Source organism: Streptomyces sp. NPDC007896 (assembly GCF_042959425.1).
GTDB lineage: Bacteria > Actinomycetota > Actinomycetes > Streptomycetales > Streptomycetaceae > Streptomyces.
In genome coordinates this window covers 35,432-57,396 of record NZ_JBIBKX010000006.1, presented here as the reverse complement: position 1 = coordinate 57,396, position 21,965 = coordinate 35,432, and the positions used below count along the sequence as shown (strand labels likewise).

The 21,965-nt window shown below is 71.6% G+C and carries 21 protein-coding genes; 10 read left to right on the top strand and 11 right to left on the bottom strand.

Going from position 1 to position 21,965, the window contains the following annotated elements; translation table 11 throughout:
• The first annotated feature begins 467 nt into the window (after positions 1-467).
• Positions 468-1,262, top strand: a complete 795-nt coding sequence (locus ACFZDJ_RS20395; protein ID WP_168507182.1) for a polyprenol monophosphomannose synthase — start codon at positions 468-470, stop codon at positions 1,260-1,262.
• Positions 1,263-1,393: 131 nt separating this feature from the next.
• Positions 1,394-1,969: an FxsA family membrane protein gene (gene fxsA / locus ACFZDJ_RS20390; RefSeq protein WP_384918029.1), complete on the top strand. Its 576-nt coding sequence runs from the start codon at positions 1,394-1,396 to the stop codon at positions 1,967-1,969.
• 205 nt (positions 1,970-2,174) lie between these two features.
• Here the strand turns inward: fxsA and ACFZDJ_RS20385 are convergent, their stop codons facing one another.
• From ACFZDJ_RS20385 to ACFZDJ_RS20370, 4 genes are all read right to left on the bottom strand, one after another.
• Positions 2,175-2,549 (bottom strand): RNA polymerase-binding protein RbpA, encoded by a 375-nt coding sequence (locus ACFZDJ_RS20385; protein ID WP_003977404.1) that lies wholly within the window; start codon positions 2,547-2,549, stop codon positions 2,175-2,177.
• Between the two features lie 255 nt (positions 2,550-2,804).
• Positions 2,805-4,154, bottom strand: a complete 1,350-nt coding sequence (locus tag ACFZDJ_RS20380) for an MFS transporter (protein WP_390936578.1) — start codon at positions 4,152-4,154, stop codon at positions 2,805-2,807.
• A gap of 42 nt (positions 4,155-4,196) precedes the next feature.
• On the bottom strand, positions 4,197-4,964 hold the full coding sequence (locus ACFZDJ_RS20375) for a glycerophosphodiester phosphodiesterase family protein (protein ID WP_390936576.1): 768 nt from the start codon (positions 4,962-4,964) through the stop codon (positions 4,197-4,199).
• On the bottom strand, positions 4,961-5,650 hold the full coding sequence (locus ACFZDJ_RS20370; RefSeq protein WP_390936574.1) for a YitT family protein: 690 nt from the start codon (positions 5,648-5,650) through the stop codon (positions 4,961-4,963). The genes ACFZDJ_RS20375 and ACFZDJ_RS20370 overlap by 4 nt, the downstream gene beginning before the upstream one ends.
• A 135-nt stretch (positions 5,651-5,785) precedes the next feature.
• Between ACFZDJ_RS20370 and ACFZDJ_RS20365 the strand changes: the two genes are divergently transcribed.
• Positions 5,786-7,285 carry an aminotransferase class I/II-fold pyridoxal phosphate-dependent enzyme gene (locus ACFZDJ_RS20365; RefSeq protein ID WP_390936572.1) on the top strand — a complete coding sequence of 500 codons (1,500 nt, stop codon included), beginning with the start codon at positions 5,786-5,788 and terminating at the stop codon, positions 7,283-7,285.
• An 8-nt stretch (positions 7,286-7,293) separates the two neighbouring features.
• On the opposite strand, the gene ACFZDJ_RS20360 is transcribed toward ACFZDJ_RS20365, so the two are convergent.
• Entirely contained in the window at positions 7,294-8,853 is a 1,560-nt protein-coding gene (locus tag ACFZDJ_RS20360) for a hypothetical protein (RefSeq protein WP_391060643.1), read from the bottom strand.
• 37 nt (positions 8,854-8,890) lie between these two features.
• Positions 8,891-9,085, bottom strand: coding sequence for a hypothetical protein (locus tag ACFZDJ_RS20355; protein ID WP_054236250.1), 195 nt, complete (start codon positions 9,083-9,085; stop codon positions 8,891-8,893).
• A gap of 359 nt (positions 9,086-9,444) precedes the next feature.
• Between ACFZDJ_RS20355 and ACFZDJ_RS20350 the strand changes: the two genes are divergently transcribed.
• From ACFZDJ_RS20350 to ACFZDJ_RS20330, 5 genes are all read left to right on the top strand, one after another.
• Complete coding sequence (locus ACFZDJ_RS20350) at positions 9,445-9,837, top strand: ankyrin repeat domain-containing protein (protein ID WP_168507170.1); 393 nt, start codon at positions 9,445-9,447, stop codon at positions 9,835-9,837.
• 300 nt (positions 9,838-10,137) lie between these two features.
• Complete coding sequence (locus ACFZDJ_RS20345; RefSeq protein WP_391060641.1) at positions 10,138-11,556, top strand: HEAT repeat domain-containing protein; 1,419 nt, start codon at positions 10,138-10,140, stop codon at positions 11,554-11,556.
• A 139-nt stretch (positions 11,557-11,695) separates the two neighbouring features.
• Positions 11,696-12,820, top strand: coding sequence for a glycosyltransferase family 4 protein (locus ACFZDJ_RS20340; protein ID WP_385369981.1), 1,125 nt, complete (start codon positions 11,696-11,698; stop codon positions 12,818-12,820).
• Positions 12,817-13,971 (top strand): glycosyltransferase, encoded by a 1,155-nt coding sequence (locus tag ACFZDJ_RS20335; protein ID WP_384918051.1) that lies wholly within the window; start codon positions 12,817-12,819, stop codon positions 13,969-13,971. The genes ACFZDJ_RS20340 and ACFZDJ_RS20335 overlap by 4 nt, the downstream gene beginning before the upstream one ends.
• The gene (locus ACFZDJ_RS20330; RefSeq protein WP_391060638.1) at positions 13,968-14,825 is read left to right on the top strand and encodes a GDSL-type esterase/lipase family protein; all 858 of its coding nucleotides are present in this window, start codon (positions 13,968-13,970) and stop codon (positions 14,823-14,825) included. Before ACFZDJ_RS20335 ends, ACFZDJ_RS20330 begins: the two co-directional genes overlap by 4 nt.
• Before the next feature lie 27 nt (positions 14,826-14,852).
• On the opposite strand, the gene ACFZDJ_RS20325 is transcribed toward ACFZDJ_RS20330, so the two are convergent.
• From ACFZDJ_RS20325 to ACFZDJ_RS20305, 5 genes are read right to left on the bottom strand one after another with little or no spacing between them, the layout of a single operon-like run.
• A complete protein-coding gene (locus ACFZDJ_RS20325; RefSeq protein WP_391060636.1) occupies positions 14,853-15,722 on the bottom strand; it encodes a 5-oxoprolinase/urea amidolyase family protein in 870 nt (289 codons plus the stop codon).
• The gene (pxpB, locus tag ACFZDJ_RS20320; RefSeq protein ID WP_390936752.1) at positions 15,719-16,378 is read right to left on the bottom strand and encodes a 5-oxoprolinase subunit PxpB; all 660 of its coding nucleotides are present in this window, start codon (positions 16,376-16,378) and stop codon (positions 15,719-15,721) included. The genes ACFZDJ_RS20325 and pxpB overlap by 4 nt, the downstream gene beginning before the upstream one ends.
• Positions 16,379-16,401: 23 nt before the next feature.
• A complete protein-coding gene (locus ACFZDJ_RS20315) occupies positions 16,402-17,160 on the bottom strand; it encodes a 5-oxoprolinase subunit PxpA (protein WP_391060634.1) in 759 nt (252 codons plus the stop codon).
• 30 nt (positions 17,161-17,190) lie between these two features.
• Complete coding sequence (locus tag ACFZDJ_RS20310; protein ID WP_390936556.1) at positions 17,191-18,021, bottom strand: putative hydro-lyase; 831 nt, start codon at positions 18,019-18,021, stop codon at positions 17,191-17,193.
• Positions 18,018-19,337 carry an MFS transporter gene (locus ACFZDJ_RS20305; RefSeq protein ID WP_391060632.1) on the bottom strand — a complete coding sequence of 440 codons (1,320 nt, stop codon included), beginning with the start codon at positions 19,335-19,337 and terminating at the stop codon, positions 18,018-18,020. Before ACFZDJ_RS20305 ends, ACFZDJ_RS20310 begins: the two co-directional genes overlap by 4 nt.
• 172 nt (positions 19,338-19,509) lie before the next feature.
• Between ACFZDJ_RS20305 and ACFZDJ_RS20300 the strand changes: the two genes are divergently transcribed.
• Together ACFZDJ_RS20300 and ACFZDJ_RS20295 are read left to right on the top strand one after the other, a co-directional pair.
• On the top strand, positions 19,510-20,214 hold the full coding sequence (locus tag ACFZDJ_RS20300; RefSeq protein WP_390936552.1) for an FCD domain-containing protein: 705 nt from the start codon (positions 19,510-19,512) through the stop codon (positions 20,212-20,214).
• Between the two features lie 223 nt (positions 20,215-20,437).
• Positions 20,438-21,955 carry a hypothetical protein gene (locus ACFZDJ_RS20295; protein ID WP_390936550.1) on the top strand — a complete coding sequence of 506 codons (1,518 nt, stop codon included), beginning with the start codon at positions 20,438-20,440 and terminating at the stop codon, positions 21,953-21,955.
• The last annotated feature ends 10 nt before the right edge of the window (positions 21,956-21,965 follow it).

Here is a 21,965-nt window from a genome sequence, read left to right as displayed (position 1 = left end):
CAGGCAATTGAGGGAAAACCAGCAGGTCAGACGAGTGTTGACAGCTGGCCTCGGGGGGCCGGTAGGTTCGGCCGCGTCCACCACCGGACGTCCGACCGGAGAACTTCCACGCAGTCGCCGGAGCGCCGCTGGGTCAGGGGCGGTGTGCCGCACCGGCGCACCACCACTGGGAGCCAGGCTCAGCGCCAGTGCGACGGCGAGGGAACGTTCATGCCTGTCGGAAGGGTGTGACCCGGGTGGGGCCCGGACGTCCAGTAGACAACGGCTTTCGGTCGACCCGCAGCCAGCGGGTCCCAGGTCGGCCCGAAGGGCGCCGGGCCCCGATCCGCAGTACGGTGCTCCGGCGCGGCGGGCTCTCTCTTACCCGGCTCTTGCCGAATCGACACCCCCGTACTAACGCGCCGAAGCGTCAGTGCAGGCTGCGGCCACTATGGTGGACCCCTGCGTACGGACATGAAGGGGCAGTAGTGAACGACGGCGACGGGACCCTCGCGGCAGGAGCCAAGGGGAGGCAGTTCGGCCCGCTCGGCACGGCCTTGGTGATCATCCCGACCTACAACGAGGCGGAGAACATCAAGAAGATCGTCGGCCGGGTACGAGCCTCGGTGCCCGATGCACACGTTCTCGTGGCGGACGACAACAGCCCGGACGGCACGGGCAAGCTCGCCGACGAGCTGGCCGCCGAGGACGACCATGTCCAGGTGCTGCACCGCAAGGGCAAGGAAGGCCTGGGCGCCGCGTATCTCGCGGGTTTCGCCTGGGGCATGGAGCACGGCTACGGCGTCCTCGTGGAGATGGACGCGGACGGCTCGCACCAGCCCGAGGAACTGCCTCGGCTGCTGACCGCGCTCAAGGGCGCCGACCTCGTGCTGGGGTCGCGCTGGGTGCCGGGCGGGCGGGTCGTGAACTGGCCCAAGTCCCGCGAGTTCATCTCGCGTGGCGGCAGCATGTACTCCCGGCTCATGCTCGACGTGCCGATCCGGGACGTCACCGGAGGCTTCCGCGCCTTCCGCCGCGAGACCCTCGAAGGTCTCGGACTCGGTGAAGTCGCGTCCCAGGGGTACTGCTTTCAGGTGGACCTGGCCCGGCGCGCGGTCAAGTCCGGTTTCCACGTCGTCGAGGTGCCCATCACCTTCGTCGAGCGCGAGCTCGGCGACTCCAAGATGAGCCGCGACATCCTCGTGGAGGCGCTGTGGCGGGTCACCACGTGGGGCGTGGGGGAGCGGGTCGGCCGGATCACCGGCCGAAAGCGCACGCCGTAGGAGCACCTTGTGGAGTGGGGGCGGCCCGGGTGGGTCCGCCCCCCACTCGCACTTCGCCTTCACTTCACCCCACAGCTACGGCTGATCATCCGCTTATCCCGTACTGAGCTGTGCCCAGGCACACTGGGTGCATGACGACTGGCGCACCGACTCCCACATACCCCGCGCGGCCGCGGCGATCCCGGCTGCGCACCTACCTGCCGCTCGGCATCGCCGTCTGGCTGGTGCTGGAGATCTGGCTCCTGACCGTGGTCGCGGGCGCGGCGAGCGGTTTCGCGGTCTTCCTGCTGCTGGTCGCCGGTTTCGTCCTCGGTTCCGTGGTCATCAAGCGGGCCGGCCGCCGTGCCTTCCGCAACCTCACTGAGACGCTGCAACAGCAGCAGAGCGGGGTGGCCCCCACGAGCGGGGGCGGCAACGGCAACGGGCTGATGATGCTCGGCGGTCTGCTCCTGATGATCCCCGGGCTCATCTCCGACGCACTGGGCCTGCTCCTGCTGATCCCGCCGGTCCAGAAGGCCCTGAGCCGTTACGCCGAGCGCACCATCGACCGCAAGATCCGCGAGGCCTCGCCGGGCAGCGTCGGTGACGCCTTCCAGCAGGCCCGCATCCATCGCCCCGACGGCAAGGTCGTCCAGGGCGAGGTCATCAGGGAAGAGAACCCGACGGCGGACCCGGACCCGGGCCCGCGTCCGCCGCTGAATCGCTGACGCCGACCTCGGCCGCGGCTGGGTGATCGGGTGCGGGTGAGCGGGGGCTGGTCGCGCAGTTCCCCGCGCCCCTGAAGGGGCGCGATGGCCTGCGCCGGTCCGTATCCACCGCCACGCGCACAACGCACAGAGCCGCGGGCCCCGTACGACTTTCGTACGGCGCTCGCGGCTGAGTGCGTGGTATGCCGCCCAGCCCCCGGAGGGGTTACGCGGACTTGCGGCTGTCCCGCGGATGCACCGCGATGTTCATCGCGCCGGAGCGCAGAACGGCCAGGCGCTCCTCGAGGACCTCTTCGAGCTCCTCTCGGGTGCGCCGCTCCATCAGCATGTCCCAATGCGTACGCGCGGGCTTGGCCTTCTTTTCCTCAGGGCCGTCGCCGTCCACCAGGAGTGCCTGGGCCCCGCAGACCTTGCACTCCCACTCCGGCGGAATCTCCGCCTCGACCGAGAAGGGCATCTCAAACCGATGTCCCTTCTCGCATGCGTACTCCACGGCCTGGCGCGGGGCCAGGTCGATGCCGCGGTCCGTCTCGTAGCTGGTCACCACGAGGCGCGTGCCGCGAAGAGCTCGCTCACTCATGAATCGTGCCTCCCGGGCTTGTCGCCCACAGGACAGGTGTCGCTGTCGTCGTCATCCGGTCAACGTCCGGTCGGCGGTAAAGATTCCCGTTCCGGGTCATGCGTCGCCGTCGTAGCCGCCCCTTGTTGTACCCACCGGCGCCCGGTTTGTCACATCTGGCAGCAGATGTCACCCAACGCTTCAGTATCTTTGACGCGCAGTAACGGTACGCCTGGCAGGCCAAACGCGTACACTACCGGCCTTTGGCCTCAGGTGCTAAATCCTGTCCGGTACGGGATTACCCGCGTCGTGCACGGCCTGCCGCACCGGAACCCTCGCCAGCAGCACGAATCCGATGACGAAGAAGGCCACGAGCGAGATGATCGCGTCCCGATAACTTCCCGTCAGCTGGTAGGTCAAACCGAACAGAAGCGGGCCGAGCCAGCTCATCCCCCGGTCGCTCATCTCGTACGCGGAGAAGTACTCGGCCTCCTTCCCGCTCGGAACCAGATGGGAGAACAACGAGCGCGAGAGTGCCTGACTGCCGCCCAGGACCAGACCGATCCCGGCGGCCAGGACGAAGAACCAGACGGGCGCGCCCGCCGGCAGGAAGTAGCCGGCGCCCAGCGTCACGGTCCAGGCGACGAGCGAGCCGAGGATCGTGCGCTTCGCGCCGTACGTCCGTGCGAGCCGTCCCATCCCCAGGGCGCCCCCGACCGCGAGCACCTGCACCAGCAGCACGGCGACGATCAGGGTGGACTGGCTCAGACCCAGCTCCTCCGACCCGTACACCGATGCCTGCGAGATGACCGTCTGGATGCCGTCGTTGTAGACGAGGTAGGCGAACAGGAAGGCGAGGGTGAGCGGTTTTCCCCGCATGTCGCGAACGGTGGCCGCCAGCTGCCGCCACCCGTGTCCCGACGCCTGACCCGCGGATGCCGTGGGCCGGTCCCGCAGCCGCTTCAGCGGCACGAGGGTGAAGGCCCCCCACCAGACACCCGCCGAGGCCAGACAGATGCGGACGGCCGTCGACTCGGAGACACCGAAGGAGTCGTGGGCCGAGTACAGGACCAGGTTCACGACCAGCATGAGCGAGCCCGCCGCGTAGCCGAAGGCCCAGCCGCGGGACGAGACCGCGTCACGCTCCTCGGGCGGGGCGATCTGGGGCAGGTAGGAGTTGTAGAGCACCATCGACACGGCCACCGAGGCATTGGCGACGATCAGCAGCAGACCACCGAGCAGATAGCGGTCGCCGTCCAGGAAGAACATGCCCGTGGTGGCCGTGGCGCCGAGATAGGCGCAGAGCGCGAGCAGGGGCTTCTTGCGGCCGGTGCGGTCGGCGGCCGCGCCCGCCATCGGCATCACGAAGATCGACACAATGACGGACGCCGAGACCGCGTAGGCGAAGAAGGAGCCGGCGCGGACCGGGATGCCCAGCGGATGGACGAAGCCGTCCGCGTCCGCCGCGTGCTTGGCGACGGACGTGAGATAGGGGCCCAGGAACACGGTGAGCACGCTCGTCGAGTAGACGGAGCACGCCCAGTCGTAGAAGTACCAGCCGCGCTGCTCGCGCCGCCGTTCGGTGACCTCGTCGGTCGCCTGTGCCCGCACGGTCTCGGTGCCCACCCGTGCCCCTCGCTTCCCACTGAACGGACCGCGCGAGAGGGCTCAGACCCAGGTGCCCCGGTCCTCCAGGACCCTGCGCAGCGTGTCGATGTGATCGGTCATGATGCCATCGACACCCAGGTCCAGGAGCCGGTGCATCCGATCGGGTTCGTTGACCGTCCACACGTGGACCTGCAGGCCGCGCGCGTGGGCGGCGCGCACGAAGCGCCGGTCGACCACCGGCACGCCCGACTGGGACTCGGGTACCTGGGCGGCGATCGCCGAGTCGCGCAGCGCGGCCGGGATGCCGTACGAGCGCAGCCGCAGCCCCAGGACACCCTTGGTGCCGTACGAGGTCGCCAGACGAGGTCCGGCCAGACGCTGGGCGCGGAAGACCCGCGCCTCGGAGAACGAGCCGACGCAGACGCGGTCCCAGGCGTCGAGGCGGCCGATGAGGTTCAGCAGGGGGTGGAGGGCGGGCTCGGCCTTGACGTCGACGTTCCAGCGGACGTCGGGGAAGGTTTCGAGGAGCTCCTCGAAGAGGGGGACCGGTTCCTTGCCCGCCACGCGCGCGTGGCGCACGTCCTCCCAGGGGAGGTCCGCGATCCGGCCCGCGCCGTCCGTCACCCGGTCCAGGGTCACGTCGTGGAAGGCGACGAGCTTGCCGTCCGACGTCGCGTGCACATCCGTCTCGATGTAGCGGTAGCCCGTTTCCACCGCGCGGCGGAACTGGGCGACGGTGTTCTCCAGGCCGTCCGCCGCGCCGCCCCGGTGGGCGAAGGGGATCGGGCCGGGGTGGTCGAGGTACGGGTGGCGTATGCGCGGGCTCACCCTGGAAGTATCGCTCGTTCCGGTTGACCGGCGGCAACGACGGTGCTGCCGCCCGGTGCCGGGCGGACGGCGAACACGCGCAGGAAGAGCTGGGCGAGCGGCCCGATCGCCACGGCGTACAGCACCGTGCCGATGCCGACCGTGCCGCCGAGCGCGAATCCGGTCGCGACGACCGCCACCTCAAGGACCGTGCGCACCAGCCGTACCGAGCGCCCCGTACGCCGGTGCAGGCCCGTCATCAGACCGTCACGGGGACCAGGACCGAAGCTGGCCGAGATGTAGAGGCCCGTCGCCACGCCGTTCAGCACGATGCCCGACACGAGCAGCGGAATCCGTACGGCCAGGGTGTGGGCGTCCGGCACCAGGGCGAGGGTGCCGTCCATGGCGATACCGACCACGAACACGTTGGAGACCGTGCCGAGGCCCGGGCGCTGGCGCAGCGGGATCCACAGGAGCAGCACCGCCGCGCCCACGAAGATCGACACCACGCCGATCGTCAGACCGGTCAGTTCGGCGAGCCCCTGGTGCAGCACGTTCCAGGGCTCCAGGCCGAGGCCCGACTCCACCAGCAGGGCCGAACTCGCGCCGTACAGCGCGAGGCCCACGTACAGCTGGACGAGGCGACGCGGAAGCCGTCGCCCGGATCCCTTGCGTTCCCGGTGCGGGGAGTCGGCGTGTGTGGACAAGAGGTGCCCCCTGTGGTGATGACCCGTGATGACGTGTGATGAGCCATGGTGGTGATGGTGGCCTGGCTCGTGACATTCTGTGGCCTGAAGGAAGGCGCCATCCAAGGCCAATCCGAGGAAGGTGGACTGGGAATCATGACGCAGTGGACTTCGGCGATGGGTGCCGCGCAGCTCGCCCGGCTGCTCAACTCCCAGCAGGAGCGCCCCGCGGGGCCCGGCACCCGCCGTCCGCCCGCCTATCGCGCACTCGCCGACGGCATCCGGCTGCTCGTCCTCGAAGGCCGCCTTCCGGTCGCCGCGCGGCTGCCGGCCGAGCGGGAGCTCGCGCTGTCCCTCTCCGTCAGCCGTACGACGGTCGCCGCGGCCTACGAGGCGCTGCGCGGCGAAGGGTTCCTGGAGTCCCGCAGGGGAGCGGGCAGTTGGACCGCCGTCCCCGCCGGGAACCCGCTGCCCGCGCGCGGCCTCGAACCGCTGCCGCCCGAGGCCCTCGGCTCCATGATCGACCTCGGCTGCGCGTCACTCCCCGCCCCGGAGCCCTGGCTCACCCGTGCCGTGCAGGGCGCGCTGGAGGAGCTGCCACCGTACGCGCACACGCACGGCGACTATCCGGCGGGGCTGCCCGCGCTGCGCGCGATGATCGCCGAGGGGTACACCGCGCGCGGCATTCCGACCATGCCCGAGCAGATCATGGTGACGACCGGCGCGATGGGCGCCATCGACGCCATCTGTCATCTCTTCGCCGGGCGCGGCGAACGCATCGCCGTCGAGTCCCCCTCCTACGCCAACATCCTCCAGCTGATGCGGGTGGCGGGTGCCCGGCTCGTCCCCGTCGCGATGGCCGAGGGGCTCGCCGGATGGGACGTGGAGCGTTGGCGCCAGGTCCTGCGCGACGCCGCACCCCGGCTCGCGTACGTCGTCGCCGACTTCCACAACCCGACGGGAGCCCTCGCGGACGAGGACCAGCGGCGCCGCCTGGTGGACGCGGCGCGGTCGGCGGGGACCGTACTGGTGGTCGACGAAACGATGAGCGAGCTGTATTTGGAGGAGGGGCTGTCGATGCCTCGCCCCGTGTGCGGCTTCGACCCCTCCGGGTCCACGGTCATCACCGTGGGGTCGGCCAGCAAGGCGTTCTGGGCGGGGATGCGGATCGGGTGGGTCCGTGCGGCCCCCGATGTGATCCGCAGTCTCGTCGCCGCGCGCGCGTACGCCGACCTCGGAACGCCGGTGCTGGAGCAGTTGGCCGTGAACTGGCTGTTCAGCACCGGGGGATGGGAGCGGGCCGTGGAGATCCGGCGTGCGCAGGCCCGGGAGAACCGGGACGCGCTCGTCGCCGCCGTGCGCCGTGAGCTGCCCGACTGGGAGTTCGTCGTTCCGCGGGGCGGGCTGACGCTGTGGGTGCGCACCGGCGGGCTGTCCGGCTCGCGGATCGCCGAGGCGGGCGAACGGGTGGGGGTACGGGTGCCCTCCGGGCCGCGGTTCGGGGTCGACGGCGCCTTCGAAGGGTATGTGCGGCTGCCGTTCACCGTGGGGGGTGCGGTGGCCGAGGAGGCGGCGCTCCGGTTGGCCGCGGCGGCGCACTTGGTGAAAACGGGCGCGACCGGGGGCAACGAAGCGCCCCGCACGTTCGTGGCCTAGCGGCCCGCTCAGCCCTCCGCCACCGCGGCCTCCGCAGGGATCGGGTCCGCCTCCGCCGGAGTCGTGCGTTCCGGCAGCAGGTCGAGGACGGCGCGTCGATGGGTCTCGCTGGTGGCGTCGTCGTAGGGGTCCGGCGTAGCCGGAACCTGGAGGCGCAGGACGGAACCCGCGCCCAGTCGGGCGTACCCGCGGCCGGGCGGTACGTCCCTCGTAGGAGTGGTGTGCGGCGGCGCGCCGAGGACGGCTTCCAGCTGGACCGCAGACGCCGGACCGAGGACCACGCGCGCGCGGGTGTGCTGCTGCACGGCCTCGCTGAGCGCCTCGAGATCCTCGAACTGCTCGGCGATGACGACCGTGACGCCCGCCGCGCGCCCGTGCCGGAGCGGGACCTGAAGGAGTGCCTGGGGATCGTTGCGGCCGTCGGCGGCGGCGAAGTGGCCGAGCGCGCTCGGCCGGTCGAGCAGGATCCACAGGGGGTTCTTGGTGTCGTCGGGGGCGGGGTGCCCCGCCTGCCGCGCACGGTTGGCGGAGATCAGCCGCCGCTCCGTCTCGTTCGCGGCCCACTCCAGACTCGCGAGCGCCCCGGCGAGGCCGGACTCGACGGCGAGGACGCCGGCCCGGCCGGTCAGGCACGCGTACTCGCCGGTGCCGCCGCCCTCGACGATGACGACATCGCCGTACTGAAGGGCCTGGAGTGCGATGGAACGCACGAGTGTGGTCGTGCCGCTGCCTGGATCGCCGGCGATCAGCAGATGCGGCTCGGTGGAGCGGATGCCGGTGCGCCAGACGACCGGGGGAACGTCGCGCTGTTCCTCACCGTAGGTGAGGGGGAGGGTGCGCTGGACGTCGGCCGGGTCGGTGAAGCCAAGGACCGTCTCGCCGGGTGAGGTGACGAATCTCTGGGCGGCGATGTCGGTGGGGAGCGGCGGGAGGACGGTGACGGTGAGCTCGTTGCCCTCCTCGTCCCAGTCGAAGTGGTACTCGCGACCGCGGCCCGACTTGGCGTGCAGAAGTTGCTCGATCCGGGCCCGGGACTCCGCCTCGCCGTCCGTGAAGTAAGCCGGGTAGCGGATGAGTAGCCGGGACACGCGCCCGTCGTCGTCGAAGTCGTGCGTGGGGAAGGCCTTCTCCCAGTCGCCGCCGTGGGCGTACAGAGGGGCCGGGTCCTCGGCCACGGAGAAGTACGGGACGAGGGCGTCGTACAACGACTGGAGTCGTTGGATCTGTGCTTCGTCGGGGCCCGTGGGCTCCGACGAGACCGGCTGACGGCCCGTCCACGCTGCCGCCGCCATCAGGGTGATGGCGGCGAGCAGCGGTCCGTACGGCACCAGCGCCACGACCAGGATCACCGAGGCCACCAGGAACAGCAGCGGCCCGCGCCGGTCCTTGGGGGTGGCGGCCCACTTGCGCCCGCCCGCGGCTGCCAGCCGGCGCAGTCCACGGGTGACCGTGATCAGTGGATGGAGGACGTCGGTGGCGCTGTCGGCTGCCGTTCGGGCCAGCTCCCGGCTTCGGGCGATCTGTGCGCTGCCGTTGCTGAGGATGCGGGGGAGAGGGCGCCGGGCCACTGCTGTCTCCTGAAGGTGCGTGCGATGGGCAGGGACGTCAGAACTTGATCCCGCCGAGGAGGCTCGCCAGGCTCTCCCCGCCTGCCTTGATGCTCGGCGCGATGGCCGTGCTGGCGAGGTAGAAACCGAAGAGCGAGGACACCATGGCGTGCGACGCCTTGAGTCCGTCCTTGCGGAAGAAGAGGAAGACGATGATGCCGAGCAGGACGACGCCTGAGATGGACAGAATCATTTGTGCTCTCCTGGTTCGTGGGGACAGTCACCATGAGTACTTCCAGGATCACAGGATGTATCCATACGATAAAAGGTGCAACTGAGTGAATTTCGGCCGATTTCATCCAGTCGGCGGAGCCGTTCCGGCCACCCTGAGCAGGTCTGTTGCTCTCTGTCGGCTCTTGTGCGGCTTGTGGTGATCTTTGCCTCGGTGGGCGCCGGTCATGTGCCGTCGGAGCCAGTACGCTGGCGAATCACCCGTACGGCCGCACACATCGCCGCCGTACGGACCTGCGCATGACAGCCCACCCGCTGTCGTACGCTCCCGCAGTCCCCATGACGTAGCTGTCGTTTTCCTTGTGAGAGGTGGTCCGGCCGATGAGTGAAGCCCCCGACCCCGAAGTCGTGGAGCTGGCGACCAAGATCTTCGATCTGGCGCGCCGAGGGGAGACCGAGGCGCTCGTGGCGTACGTCGACGCGGGTGTTCCGGCCAACCTCACCAACGACCGCGGTGACTCGCTGGTGATGCTCGCCGCCTACCACGGCCACGCCGAGGCGGTGAGCGCCCTGCTGGAGCGCGGCGCCGAGGCCGACCGGATCAACGACCGCGGCCAGACCCCCCTCGCGGGGGCCGTCTTCAAGGGCGAGGCGGCGGTCATCCGCGCGCTTCTGGACGGCGGCGCCGACCCGGCCGCGGGCACCCCCTCGGCCGTCGACACCGCCCGGATGTTCGGCAAGACCGAACTCCTCGAATTGTTCGGCGCGCGCTGATCCGTCCGCGCTGACCAGCTACAACACCGAAAACGGGGGAGGCGGTACGGGGCCGCCGGAAATACGGTCGCGGCAAGAAGAACTGCCGAGTCATCATGACGTCGTGATTCACGGACGCGATGGCTGGGCAGGTGTTGCCGCACCGCGCGGGCCGTGACGCGGCCCGTATGGGCCACCGACGAGAGGCAGAGGAAGATGGTCTACAGCAAGCAAGAAACGGCGGGCGCTCCGACGTGTTGTCACGCGGCCAGGTAATGCAGGATCCCGGTTGCGTCGACGCTTGATGTGAGGCTGTTTCCCATGTTCGATCCGGTCATAGCGCCCAGCGGTACGCTGCTCGGCCTGCTCCAGAGGGGCCGCGGCGACGGTACGCTGCACGCGCTCACCGCACCGCGCGCCGAAGCGCTCGCGGCACTGAACCACTGTGTGCTGCGCGACCCCCGCCACGACTGGCAGGTGGAGAACCGCTCCCTGTACTACGCCCGTCTCTACCTCGATCTGAGCGGTGAGCTCGACGAGATCGAGTGGCACCTCTTCGACGCCGAGGACATCCTCGACGACTGCGAGTCACGCACGGGGCTCGCCCTCGCGGTCCTCGGCCACCTCGCCTCGTACGGCAGGCGGGACGCCCTGGAACTGCTGCGCAGGTACGCCGCCTCGGGCACCAACTGGGCCTGGGCCCTGGACGAGCTGGCCCTGCGCGACGACGACGCGGGTCTGCGTGCCCTCGCCGTGCCCGTCCTCGCCCGCTTCCCGGCCGATCCGGAGGGCGAGGCCGCGCTCGTCGCCCAGGTGCGCGACGCCTTCGAGCCCCGGCCCTGGCGGCTGTGGGCGGACGACTCCCGCGAATCCATCGCCGCGCGTGTGCGGGCCGCCCAGGAGCAGGGCTCCTTCGACCGATGGCAACGGCAACTGCGCCCCACCGGACCACGGCCGGGGTGGAGCGTGCGAGCCGTGTTCGAGTGGGCCCAGCAGGGCCTCGACCGCGGAGCCGCACTCCATGTGCCGGCCGCGCGCTGCCTTACCGCCGTCGCGGGCCCCGAGGACCGGCCCGAGATTTTCCAGGCCGCCCGGGACGGGGGCGACGGAGCCCGCTGCACCGCCTTGCGCTACCTCGCCGAAAGCAACGATCCGGACGCTCTCGATCTGATCGAGGCCGCCGCGACCGGCGGCACGGCGACCGTCGGGGAGGCCGCCGTCGACGCGTTCGAACGTATGCGCAGTGTCGCCGCCGTCGACCGGGCCCGACGGTGGGCCGAGCGGCCCGACGCCCTCGGCGCCGCCGCGGGACGGATGCTCGCCTGCCGGGGCGGCACCAAGGACAGCGAACTGGTGCTGGGCGCCCTGCGTGAGGCCGTACGCGGCGAAGGCCCCGACGCACCGACGCTGTGGACCCTCGTCGACGGAGCCGGACGCCTCGGCATCGTCTGCGCCGCACCCGTACTGCGCCATGTCTACCGGGAGACGGCGTCGTCCCATCTGCGCGGGCGAGCCGCCCGCGCCCTCGCCGCCACCGACCCCTCCTTCCCCGCCGGCTTCGCCGTCGAGTGCCTGTGGGACTGCGAGGAGTCGACCCGTGAGGTGGCCGCTCGACACGCCGAAACCGGTGACGCGCGCGTGGTCGATCAGTTGCGGCGGCTGGCATCGGATCCGGCCGAAGAAGCGGAAGTACAGACAGCCGTACGCAGCCGGATCGGGCCCGACGCACCCGCGGTATGAACACGAAGTGACTCGCGGGTCAGGAGGATGTGGCCGCGCGCTGACCTGGAAAAGCGTGCAGTACAACGCTCACGGGGCGTTCCACGGCAGGAAAGATCCACGTTGACGCGGCCACGTCCAGCACGGCGACAACACGGGTATGCGTGTCGTCATCGTGACCGAATCCTTTCCCCCCGATGTGAACGGCGTGGCCCACTGCGCGCTCCAGACCGCCCGGCACCTCGTCGATCGCGGTCACGCTCCCCTCGTCGTCGCCCCGGCCACGGCGGCCGGGCACGGGCCCGACGCCCTCGCGCCGTGCCCCGTCGTCCGTGTCCCCTCCCTACCGCTCCCCGGCTACCCCCAGGTCCGCGTCGCCCTCCCCAGCCGACGCGTCGCCGCCGCGATCACCGAACACCGCGCCGACATCGTCCACCTGGCCAGCCCCTTCATCCTCGGCGTCCGCGGCATGGCGGCCGCCGCCCGGCTCGGCGTCCCCGCCGTCGCCGTCTACCAGACCGACCTCGCCGGATACGCCCGTACGTACGTGGGCGCGGGCGAAGCCACAGCCTGGCGGCGCATACGCTCCGTCCACGCCGCCGCCGACCGGACGCTCGCCCCGTCCAGCGCGGCCCTGCACGACCTGGAGGCACACGGTGTGCCCCGGGTGCGGCTGTGGCCGCGCGGCGTGGACACCGTCCGCTTCCGCCCCGAGCACCGGGACGAGGCCCTCAGGCGTGAACTGGCGCCGAACGGTGAGCTGATCGTCGGCTACGTCGGCCGGCTCGCCCCCGAGAAGCAGGTCGAACTGCTCGCCGGAGCCTGCGGCCTGGAAGGCGTACGCGTCGTGATCGTGGGCGACGGGCCCAGCGAGACGACCCTGCGCGAGGCGCTTCCCGGCGCCGTCTTCCTCGGGCGTCGCACCGGCGACGAACTCGCCCGGATCTTCGCCTCCCTGGACGTCTTCGCGCACACCGGCCCCTTCGAGACCTTCTGCCAGACGGTCCAGGAGGCCATGGCCAGCGGCGTACCGGTCGTCGCACCCGCTGCGGGCGGGCCGCTGGACCTGGTCGCACACGGCCGTACGGGGCTGCTGGTGCCGCCCCGCGACGGGGACGCCGTACGCGACGCGGTGTGGGCGCTCGCCGTCGATCCGGCCCTCCGGGCGGCGTACGGCGCCGCCGGGCGGGCCACCGTCGAGGGCCGCACCTGGGCGGCGGTCGGCGACCAGCTCATCGACCACTACGCCGACGTGCTCTCCGCGCGGACGGTGGTGGCGGCATGAGCCTGCGCATCGTACGGTTGGCCAACTTCGTCGCCCCCGCGTCGGGCGGTCTGCGCACCGCCCTGCGGGAGCTCGGCAGCGGCTACCTGGCCGCCGGACACGAGCCCGTGCTCATCGTCCCCGGCGAGCGTGCCACCGACCGCGAGACCGAGCAGGGGCGGGTCATCACGCTGCCCGGTCCACTGCTGCCCGGAACCGGCGGCTATCGCGTACTCACGGACAAGCGGCGGGTCGCCGGCCTCCTGGAGTCGCTCGCGCCCGACCGCCTCGAAGTCTCCGACCGGACCACCCTGCGCTGGACCGGGGTCTGGGCGCGGCGCGCACGGGTGCCCGCGGTCATGGTCTCCCACGAGACCGCCGACGGCGTGCTGCGGACCTGGGGGCTCTCCGAGGGGATGGCCCGCAAGGCCGCCGACGCCCTCAACATCCGTACGGCGCACACCTACGCGCGGGTCGTGTGCACCACGGAGTTCGCGGAGCGCGAGTTCGTCCGCATCGGGGCCCGCAATGTCGTACGGGCCCCACTGGGCGTCGACCTGGTGGGCCGGCACCCCGGGCTGCGCGATCTCGGGGTGCGCGAGCGGTACGCGCGCGCGGACGAGGTGCTGCTCGTGATGTGCTCCCGGCTGTCCGTCGAGAAGCGGCCCGGTACGGCGCTCGACGCGCTGGAGGCGCTGCTGCGGCGCGGCGAGCGTGCCGTGCTCGTCGTCGCCGGGGACGGGCCGCTGCGGGCCAGGCTCGAACAGCGGGCCCGGGAGCGGCGGCTGCCCGTCACCTTCCTCGGGCATGTCGCCGACCGCGCGCTGCTCGGCGCGTTGCAGGCCTCCGCCGACGTGTGCCTGGCACCGGGGCCCGCCGAGACGTTCGGGCTGGCCGCCCTGGAGGCGATGGCCTGCGGTACGCCCGTGGTGGCCAGCGCGGTGTCGGCGCTGCCGGAGGTGGTCGGGTCCGCCGGGGCCACCGCCGCGGACAGCGGGGACTCCTTCGCGGACGCGGTACGCCTGCTCCTGGGACGCCCCGAGGCCGCGCGCAGGGAAGCCGCACGCGCGCGTGCGGAGTGTTTCGGCTGGGGCACCGCCGTGGAGGCGTTCCTCGCCGCGCACGACGCGGTGGTCGAGTCCCGGCCCCGCCTCCAGGAGGGCGTCGGATGACACCCCTTCGGTTCGTCGCCCTCGGTGACTCGCTGACCGAGGGCGTCGGCGACCCCGTCGGCGAGGCCTGGCGAGGCTGGGCCGCGCTGCTCGTCGACGGGCTGTCCGACGGCCAGGACACGTCCGTGGAGTTCACCAACCTCGCGGTGAGCGGGGCCCAGACGCGCGACGTCCTGGAACGGCAGACCCCGGCGGCGCTGGCCCTGGGTCCGGACGTGGTGTCCGTCGTGATCGGTGTGAACGACACCCTTCGCTGCACCTTCGACATCCACGCCGTGGCCGCGCGGCTCGACCGGGTGTACGCGGCGTTCCGGGCCCAGGACGCCGTCCTGCTGACCGCCTGCCTGCCGGATCCCGGCGCGATGCTCGGGCTGCCGGGGGTGCTGGCCCGGCCCCTGGCCCGGCGGCAGCGGGCCGTCAACACGGTCGTGCACGCACTGTCCGAGCGCCATGGAGCCGTGCATCTGCACGCGGCGGAGGGCGCCTGGCTGACGGACCGCGCGATGTGGAGCGCGGACCGGCTGCACCCGGGGGAGCGGGGGCACCGACAACTCGCCCTGCGTTTCCACGCGTTGCTCGAACAGGAGGGCATCGCCACCGGGGACACCCCCTCGGCCGAGCCGGAGTTCCCCGCGCCCACACGGTCGGCCAGTCTGTGGTGGCTGGCCACCGCGGGGACGGGGTGGGTGGCCCGGCGGTGCACCGACCTGCTGCCGCAACTGCTCACCCTGGCCGCCGCCGAGGTGCGCCACCGGGCGCGCGGCACCAGCGCCCGGCTCGACCTCAGCGCCTCGCACGCCGTGGCGTCCGCGCTGGCAGCCCTGTCGGCGGCGGAACAGCCGGACGCGGCATGACGGTTCGAAGCGGTGGGCCGGAGTCCGTCAGCGGCGGCGTACGACCATGAAGCGCACCGGCGTGCCCGGGACCGCCTGAGCGGCCGCCGGGAGGTCGGCGCCACGGACCACCGCGATCACCGGGTACCCCCCGGTGGTCGGATGGTCGGCGAGGAAGAGGACCGGTCTGCCGTCGGGCGGCACCTGCACGGCGCCCAGCACCATGCCCTCACTGGGGAGTTCGCCGGAAACAGCCCTCTCCAGTGAGGGCCCTTCCGTACGCAGCCCTATGCGGTTGCTCGCGGAGGACACCCGGTAGGTGCCCGTCGCCAGGGTCCGCAGGGCCGAGGCCGTGAACCAGTCGTCGCGCGGGCCCGGTATCACCCGCAGGACCAGCTCCGAGGGCGGACCCGGATGCGGAACCACGTCCACGCGCGTGTGCACGCCGTCGGGGCGTCCCAGAGGCAGCACCGTGCCGTCCGTGAGCGGCGGCGGACCGAGCCCCGAGAGGAGGTCCGTGGAGCGGCTGCCGAGGACCGGATCCACGGCCACTCCGCCGGCGACGGCCACGTAACCGCGTACCCCCGCGCGGGCCGGGCCGATGTCCAGCAGTGCTCCGGCGGGGACACGCACGGGCGCTCCCCAGGGCGCCGGACGGCCGTTCACCGTGACCGGGCAGGGCGCGCCCGTGACGGCCACGGTGACCACCGAACGCGGACGCAGGGCACATCCGTTGAGCGTCGTCTCCAGTACGGCCGCCTCGACAGGGTTGCCGACGAGCCGGTTGGCCAGCGCCGCAGCGGGCGCGTCCAGCGCGCCGGAGCGGGGTACGCCGAGGTGGGCGTGGCCGGGGCGGCCCCGGTCCTGGACGGTGGTCAGGGCCCCGGCGCGCACGACGGCCAGGGCCCGGTCGGTCATGAGCACCCCACCGGTACGAATCGGACGCGCGCCCCCGGGGCGAGCAGCGCGGCCGGCACGCGCGCGTGGTCCCACAGCACCGCGTCCGTCGTGCCGATCAGCTGCCAGCCACCCGGCGAGGAGCGCGGGTAGACGCCCGTGTACGGGCCCGCGAGCGCCACGGAACCCGCCGGAACCGCCGTCCGCGGAGTCGCCCGGCGCGGCACGTCGTACCGGGTCGGCAGCCCCGTGAGATAGCCGAAGCCGGGCGCGAACCCGCAGAAGGCGACACGGAACTCGGCCGCCGCGTGGATCGCGGGCACCTCGTGCTCGGGCACCCCCCACAGAGCCGCGACATCCGCCAGATCGGGACCGTCGTACCGTACGGGGATCTCGATCGCCTCCTCCGCGCGCGCGGCGTGCGGCGGGATCTCCCACCGGGGGAGCTGCTCCGCCAGCCGCCGGGGGTCTTCCAGACCGTCCAGGAGGACCGAGCGCGCCGCGGGGACGATCTCCGCGACCGAGAGCGAGCCCTCGGCGCGGCGGCGCAGCAGTTCGGCGTGCAGGGCCTGGGCCGCCGCGCCCGAGGAGACCTCGACGAGCAGGGCGTGGTCACCGACCGGCAGCGCCCTCGTGCCGCTCACCTCCGCAGGTGCCTTCGCGTCGTCGGCGGTCATGTCGTCGGCGGCCGGAACAGCCCTCATACGAAGGCCTTCACGAGGACGCCCGAGGACTCCAGACGCGCGCGGACCCGACGTGCCAGGTCCACCGCGCCCGGGGTGTCGCCGTGCAGGCACAACGAGCGGGCACGGACCGGGATGCGCGCCCCGGAGTGGGACGTGACCATGCCGAAGCGGGCCAGCCCCAGCGAGCGTTCGACGACCGCCTCGGCATCCGTGATCACCGCGTCGGCCTGGGTGCGGGGCACCAGGGTGCCCCGCTCGGTGTAGGCGCGGTCCGCGAACGCCTCCGTGGTGGTGGGCAGTCCGGCCTGCTCGGCCAGTTTCAGGAACCGGGAGGCCGGGAGACCGAGGACGGGCAGGGCGGCGTCCGCGAGCAGCACGCCCTCGACGACCGCCGCCGCCTGCTCCTCGTCGTGCACGACACGGTTGTAGAGCGCGCCGTGCGGTTTCACGTATGACACGCATGCCCCGGCCGCGCGTGCGAAGACCTCCAAGGCGCCGATCTGGTAGGCCACTTCGGCCGCCAGCTCGTCGGGCGGCACGTCCATCGCGCGCCGCCCGAAGCCCGCCAGGTCGCGGTAGGAGACCTGGGCGCCGATCCGTACACCCCGCTCGGCCGCCAGCTCGCACACCCGCCGCATGGTGGCCGCGTCCCCGGCGTGGAAGCCGCAGGCCACATTGGCGCTGGTGACGACGGACAGCAGCTGTTCGTCGTCGGTCAGCCGCCAGCGGCCGAAGCCCTCGCCGAGGTCGGCGTTGAGGTCGATCGGGGTCATGAGGTGCAGTCTCTCCTTCGTAGGTCGTTCTCAGGCCACGCGGTACTGCTCGTCGCGGGCGTCGGTGAGGAACATCCGGCCCGGTGCGTGGGTGATCGCGAAGGGTGGCCGGGACGCCATCACGGCTGCCTGGGGCGTCACTCCGCAGGCCCAGAACACCGGGATGTCGCCCGGGGCGGCGTCCACCGGATCACCGAAGTCGGGGCGCGAGAGATCCTCGATGCCCAGGACCGACGGCTCGCCGCAGTGCACCGGGCTGCCGTGCACGGCGGGCAGCAGGCTGCTCTCCCTGATCGCCGCGGCCACATGCTCGGGAGGGACCGGGCGCATCGACACCACCATCGGTCCGTGCAGCCGCCCGGCGGTGCGGCACTCGCGCTCCGTCACGTACATGGAGACGTTGCGGCCCTGCTCGATGTGGCGCATCGGGACGCCCGCCTCGGTCAGCGCCCACTCGAAGGTGAAGCTGCATCCGATGAGGAACGACACCAGGTCGCCGCGCCAGCGGTCGACCACGTCCGTGGGCTCGTCGATCAACTCGCCGTGCTCCCACACCCGGTAACGCGGCAGGTCGGTGCGCAGATCCGCGCCCTGGGCGAGCGGGGTGGTCCAGGAGCCGGCGTCCGTCACGTCGAGGACTGGGCAGGACTTCGGGTTGCGCGTGCAGAACAGCAGCATGTCGTACGCCCAATCGGCGGGCACCGAGATCAAGTTCGCCTGCGTGTGGCCGGCGGCGACTCCTGCGGTGGGGCCGGACACGCCCGAACGGAACCGGGCGCGCGCCTCCTTGGGGGTCCACGCGTGCGCGTGGCCGTCGATGTGGAGGAGGCTCGAAGGGCGTTCCTGGACGGTGTGCTTCACAGGAGTTCCTTCCCACGCGTCTCGGGGAGTCCGATCAGCGCCAGGGCTGCGAGGGCGTAGCCGATCGCGCCGAAGACCAGGGCGCCGCCCACACCCCAACTGTCGGCCAGGAAGCCGACGGTGGTGGGGAAGGCGGCACCCACGGCACGCCCGGTGTTGTACGTGAAGCCCTGCCCCGTGCCGCGCACCGCCGACGGGTAGAGCTCGCTGAGGAAGGAGCCGAACCCGCTGAAGATCGCCGACATGCAGAAGCCGAGCGGGAAACCGAGCACAAGGAGAAGCGTGTTGGCGCCGCTCGGGATGTTGGCGTAGGTGAGGATGCAGGCCGCGGAGAGGATCGCGAAGAGCAGGATGTTCCGTTTGCGGCCCAGTTTGTCGGTGAGGTAGCCGCCGGTGAGGTAGCCGATGAAGGCCCCGGAGATCAGGAACGTGAGGTAGCTGCCGGTGCCGACGACGGACAGGCCGCGCTCCGTCTTCAGGTACGTGGGCACCCAGGTGGCCAGCGTGTAGTAGCCGCCCTGGACGCCGGTGGAGAGCAGGACCGCGAAGAAGGTGGTGCGCAGCAGGCCGGGGCCGTCGGCCGAGGCCGGCTTGAAGATGGCGGTGAACGAGCCCTTCTCGGCGCTCTTCTCGCGCACGGCGGCCGCCTCCGGGGCGTCCTGCACCCGGCGCCGCACCCATACGACGAGCAGTGCGGGCAGCGCGCCGGTCCAGAACATCACGCGCCAGGCGAGGTCGTCGCCGAGGAACTGGAAGACCAGCGTGTAGACGAGCACCGCCAGCCCCCAGCCGACGGCCCAGGAGCTCTGGATCGCGCCGAGCGTGCGCCCCCGGTGCCTGGCGGTCGAGTACTCGGCGACCAGGATCGCGCCGACCGCCCACTCACCGCCGAAACCGAGGCCCTGAAGGGCACGGAAAGCCAGCAGTGTCTCGTAGTTGGGCGCGAAACCGCAGGCCACCGTGAACACCGCGTACGTGATCACGGTGATCATCAGTGCCTTGACGCGTCCGATCCGGTCCGCGACCACACCCGCGATCGCGCCGCCGACCGCCGAGACGACCAGCGTGACGGTCGTGAACAGTCCGGTCTGGCCGCTGTCCAGGCCGAAGTACGCCGCCAGCGCGACCATGCTCAGCGGCAGCGTGAAGTAGTCGTACGAGTCCAGGGCATAGCCGCCGAACGCGCCGGCGAAGGCCCGGCGGCCCTGCGGACCGAGGGCGCGCAGCCAGCCCAACACGCCGTCGTCCGTGGAGAGTTCATCCGTCTTGGGGTGTGCGCCGGTGGTAAGGGCCTGTGGTGGAGGGGTCGTGCTCATGGGCACCTCGCAGGAGGAGGACGGAGGGTGCTTGAGGACTGAGCCGTGCCGTGCGGAAGCCGTCGGCGCTCGGGCGAGCGGGTGGCGCCGTGTGTAGCAAGGTAGAGGATCGTTGAACGATCCCTCAATACCCGTGTTGTTTCGTTCTTATTTCTGCGATTGAATTCCGGGCATGGCAGAGCTGACGGGACTGGCCGACGATCGCGCCCTGCTGGGCCGCACCAGCACCGCCGAGCGGGTCTCGGACATCCTCAGGAGCCGTATCGCCGAGGGGTACTTCCCGCCCGGGACCCGACTGTCCGAGGACAGCATCGGCGGGGCGCTCGGCGTCTCCCGCAACACACTGCGTGAGGCGTTCCGGCTGCTCACGCACGAACGACTCCTGGTGCACGAGCTCAACCGCGGGGTCTTCGTACGGGTGCTGACCATCGAGGACGTCGAGGACATCTACCGCACCCGCACCCTCGTCGAGTGCGCCGTGGTCCGTGGCCTCGGCGAGCCGCCGTACGCCGTGGACGACCTCACTCAGGCCGTCGCCGAGGGGCAGCGGGCGGCGCGCGAAGGTGACTGGAAAGGCGTCGGTACGGCCAACATCCACTTCCACCGGGAGCTGGTGGCGCTCGCCGGGAGCGACCGCACCGACGAACTGATGCGCAGCGTCTTCGCCGAACTGCGCCTCGCCTTCCATGTGGTGGCCGATCCGCGGCGGCTCCACGAGCCGTACCTCGCGCGCAACCATGAGATCCTCAAGACGCTCCGGGCGGGCGACCGCGACGGGGCCGAGCAACTGCTCGCGGTCTATCTCGACGACTCCCTCACAGGGGTCGTGGAGGCCTACGCGCGACGGGTCGCCGACGGGGCACAGGGGATCGGCTGAGCCGGGTCGTGATTCTCGGGGACGGCCGCGGCGACGGTTCGCTCCGCCGCTCACGCGAGGCGGCGACCGCGAGGCGCTGCGTGGAGCCGGTGTGACGTGTTGCGTGGAGCCGGTGTGACGTGCTGCGTGGAACCGGCGTGACGTGCCGCGTGGAGCCGGTGTGACGGCGGTCGCTTCTGCGTCGTTTCGACCGTTGTCAGACCGAGGACCTAGTCTGTGCACCGTGACTTCGCCTGCATCGACGGACAGCGTTCCGCCCCAGCTCAGCGCGGGGCCGCGCCCCGCTCCGGGCCCGGCCGCCGACGAGGGCCTGGCGCGGCGGCTGCGCGCGCTCGCGTGCACCGCACCGCTGCACGACCTCGATGTGCGCAAGGCGAATCTCGCGGGCGAGTACACGGTCTACGGGATGGCCGAGGTGGCCCTCGCCGCCATCGACCTCGTCACACTGAACATGGACTTCGACACGGGCGCCGACCACGACCAGATAGTGGCCCGGCTCATCCCGCGCATCGCCGCGCAGGCCCCGCAGCGCCCCGTCGCCGAGCACGAGCGCGTGGCCAAGTGGGTCCTGGAGAACCTGATCAACGTCGGCAGCGTCGACCGCGGCTTCCGGGCCGTATACGGCACCTTCGCCCCCGACGGCTCCTATGTGCGCCGCGACTACGACTTCAAGCTGATCGAGGAGGTGCCCGGGTACGGGGGGACCGTCTACCTCCGTACGACGGACGAGGCGGTCAACGTCCTCGTCGGCGCCCTCGACACCGACGTCACCAGCGCGCAGATCGCCGCCGAGGTCAAACTCGAGGTGCTGATCAGCCGTGGCCGCCTCGCCGACGCCCAGCTCGCCGCCGAGCAGGCACGGTACCGGACCGTGCAGTACTCGGAGACGCTCCGCAGGGCGCTCGACGCGACCCGGCGCAATGTGCGGGCCGTCGACTGGCTCCAGGCCGTGCCCGACATGATCGCTGAGGCGCTCGACCACGTCGCCGACCGCTACCGCCACGAGAACGCGATCCTCACCAACATCCGCAAGGCCCGCGACGAGTCCGAGGACCCCGAGCAGAAGCGCCGCGCCGCCGAGCTCGTCGACATCGTCAAGGACTGCATCCGCCGGCACACGCAGTTGCAGTCCCGGCTCCTGGAGGCCGGGCCCCTGTTCCGCGCCGAGCAGGACCGGCAGGCCTTCGGCACACCCATGACGACCTCGGGGATCGACCTCTACGGCCACCTCGTCGCGCCCGTGCTGCCGCTGCCCGTCGCACAGGCGCGGCGCGTGACGGACGCGTTCTTCACGCGCGGGACGGGGCTGCGTACGCCGGTGGCCGTGCGGGTGGGGGATCTTGTCGAGCTCCTGCTGACACCGCCCCTGGAGCGGGAGCACCTCGGTGCGGAGATGCCCGAGCCGGACCTGATCGCCACGCCGGACGACAGTCGGTTCAGTGAGGAGCAGCTCGCTTCCGCGATGGAGCTGCTGGATCTGCCGGCGGACGCGCCGCGACGGCTGTCCGGGCTGCTTGCCGAAGCGCGCCGCCGGGATCCCGAACTGCCCTACCTCGTCGCCCTGTTGGCCGTTCACGCGGCCAGTCCGCCGGTCGGTACCGCGTATCGACAGGGTGAGGAGAAGCTGTTGTTCGCCGTGGATGACGGGGTCGAGCTCGATGATCCCGAGTTCGGCGGGGCCGATCTGATAGTGGGGATGGCTTTGCTGGACGCGGCGGGGATGGCGGCGGATCGCTCGTGAATCCCAGCCT

Excerpts from the sequence above, each read along its gene's own strand:
- fxsA (WP_384918029.1), top strand. The coding sequence starts at position 1,394 with ATGACGACTGGCGCACCGACTCCCACATACCCCGCGCGGCCGCGGCGA.
- ACFZDJ_RS20385 (WP_003977404.1), bottom strand. The coding sequence starts at position 2,549 with ATGAGTGAGCGAGCTCTTCGCGGCACGCGCCTCGTGGTGACCAGCTAC.
- ACFZDJ_RS20365 (WP_390936572.1), top strand. The coding sequence starts at position 5,786 with ATGACGCAGTGGACTTCGGCGATGGGTGCCGCGCAGCTCGCCCGGCTG.
- ACFZDJ_RS20355 (WP_054236250.1), bottom strand. The coding sequence starts at position 9,085 with ATGATTCTGTCCATCTCAGGCGTCGTCCTGCTCGGCATCATCGTCTTC.
- ACFZDJ_RS20350 (WP_168507170.1), top strand. The coding sequence starts at position 9,445 with ATGAGTGAAGCCCCCGACCCCGAAGTCGTGGAGCTGGCGACCAAGATC.
- ACFZDJ_RS20345 (WP_391060641.1), top strand. The coding sequence starts at position 10,138 with ATGTTCGATCCGGTCATAGCGCCCAGCGGTACGCTGCTCGGCCTGCTC.
- ACFZDJ_RS20340 (WP_385369981.1), top strand. The coding sequence starts at position 11,696 with ATGCGTGTCGTCATCGTGACCGAATCCTTTCCCCCCGATGTGAACGGC.
- ACFZDJ_RS20335 (WP_384918051.1), top strand. The coding sequence starts at position 12,817 with ATGAGCCTGCGCATCGTACGGTTGGCCAACTTCGTCGCCCCCGCGTCG.
- ACFZDJ_RS20330 (WP_391060638.1), top strand. The coding sequence starts at position 13,968 with ATGACACCCCTTCGGTTCGTCGCCCTCGGTGACTCGCTGACCGAGGGC.
- ACFZDJ_RS20325 (WP_391060636.1), bottom strand. The coding sequence starts at position 15,722 with ATGACCGACCGGGCCCTGGCCGTCGTGCGCGCCGGGGCCCTGACCACC.
- pxpB (WP_390936752.1), bottom strand. The coding sequence starts at position 16,378 with ATGACCGCCGACGACGCGAAGGCACCTGCGGAGGTGAGCGGCACGAGG.
- ACFZDJ_RS20315 (WP_391060634.1), bottom strand. The coding sequence starts at position 17,160 with ATGACCCCGATCGACCTCAACGCCGACCTCGGCGAGGGCTTCGGCCGC.
- ACFZDJ_RS20305 (WP_391060632.1), bottom strand. The coding sequence starts at position 19,337 with ATGAGCACGACCCCTCCACCACAGGCCCTTACCACCGGCGCACACCCC.
- ACFZDJ_RS20300 (WP_390936552.1), top strand. The coding sequence starts at position 19,510 with ATGGCAGAGCTGACGGGACTGGCCGACGATCGCGCCCTGCTGGGCCGC.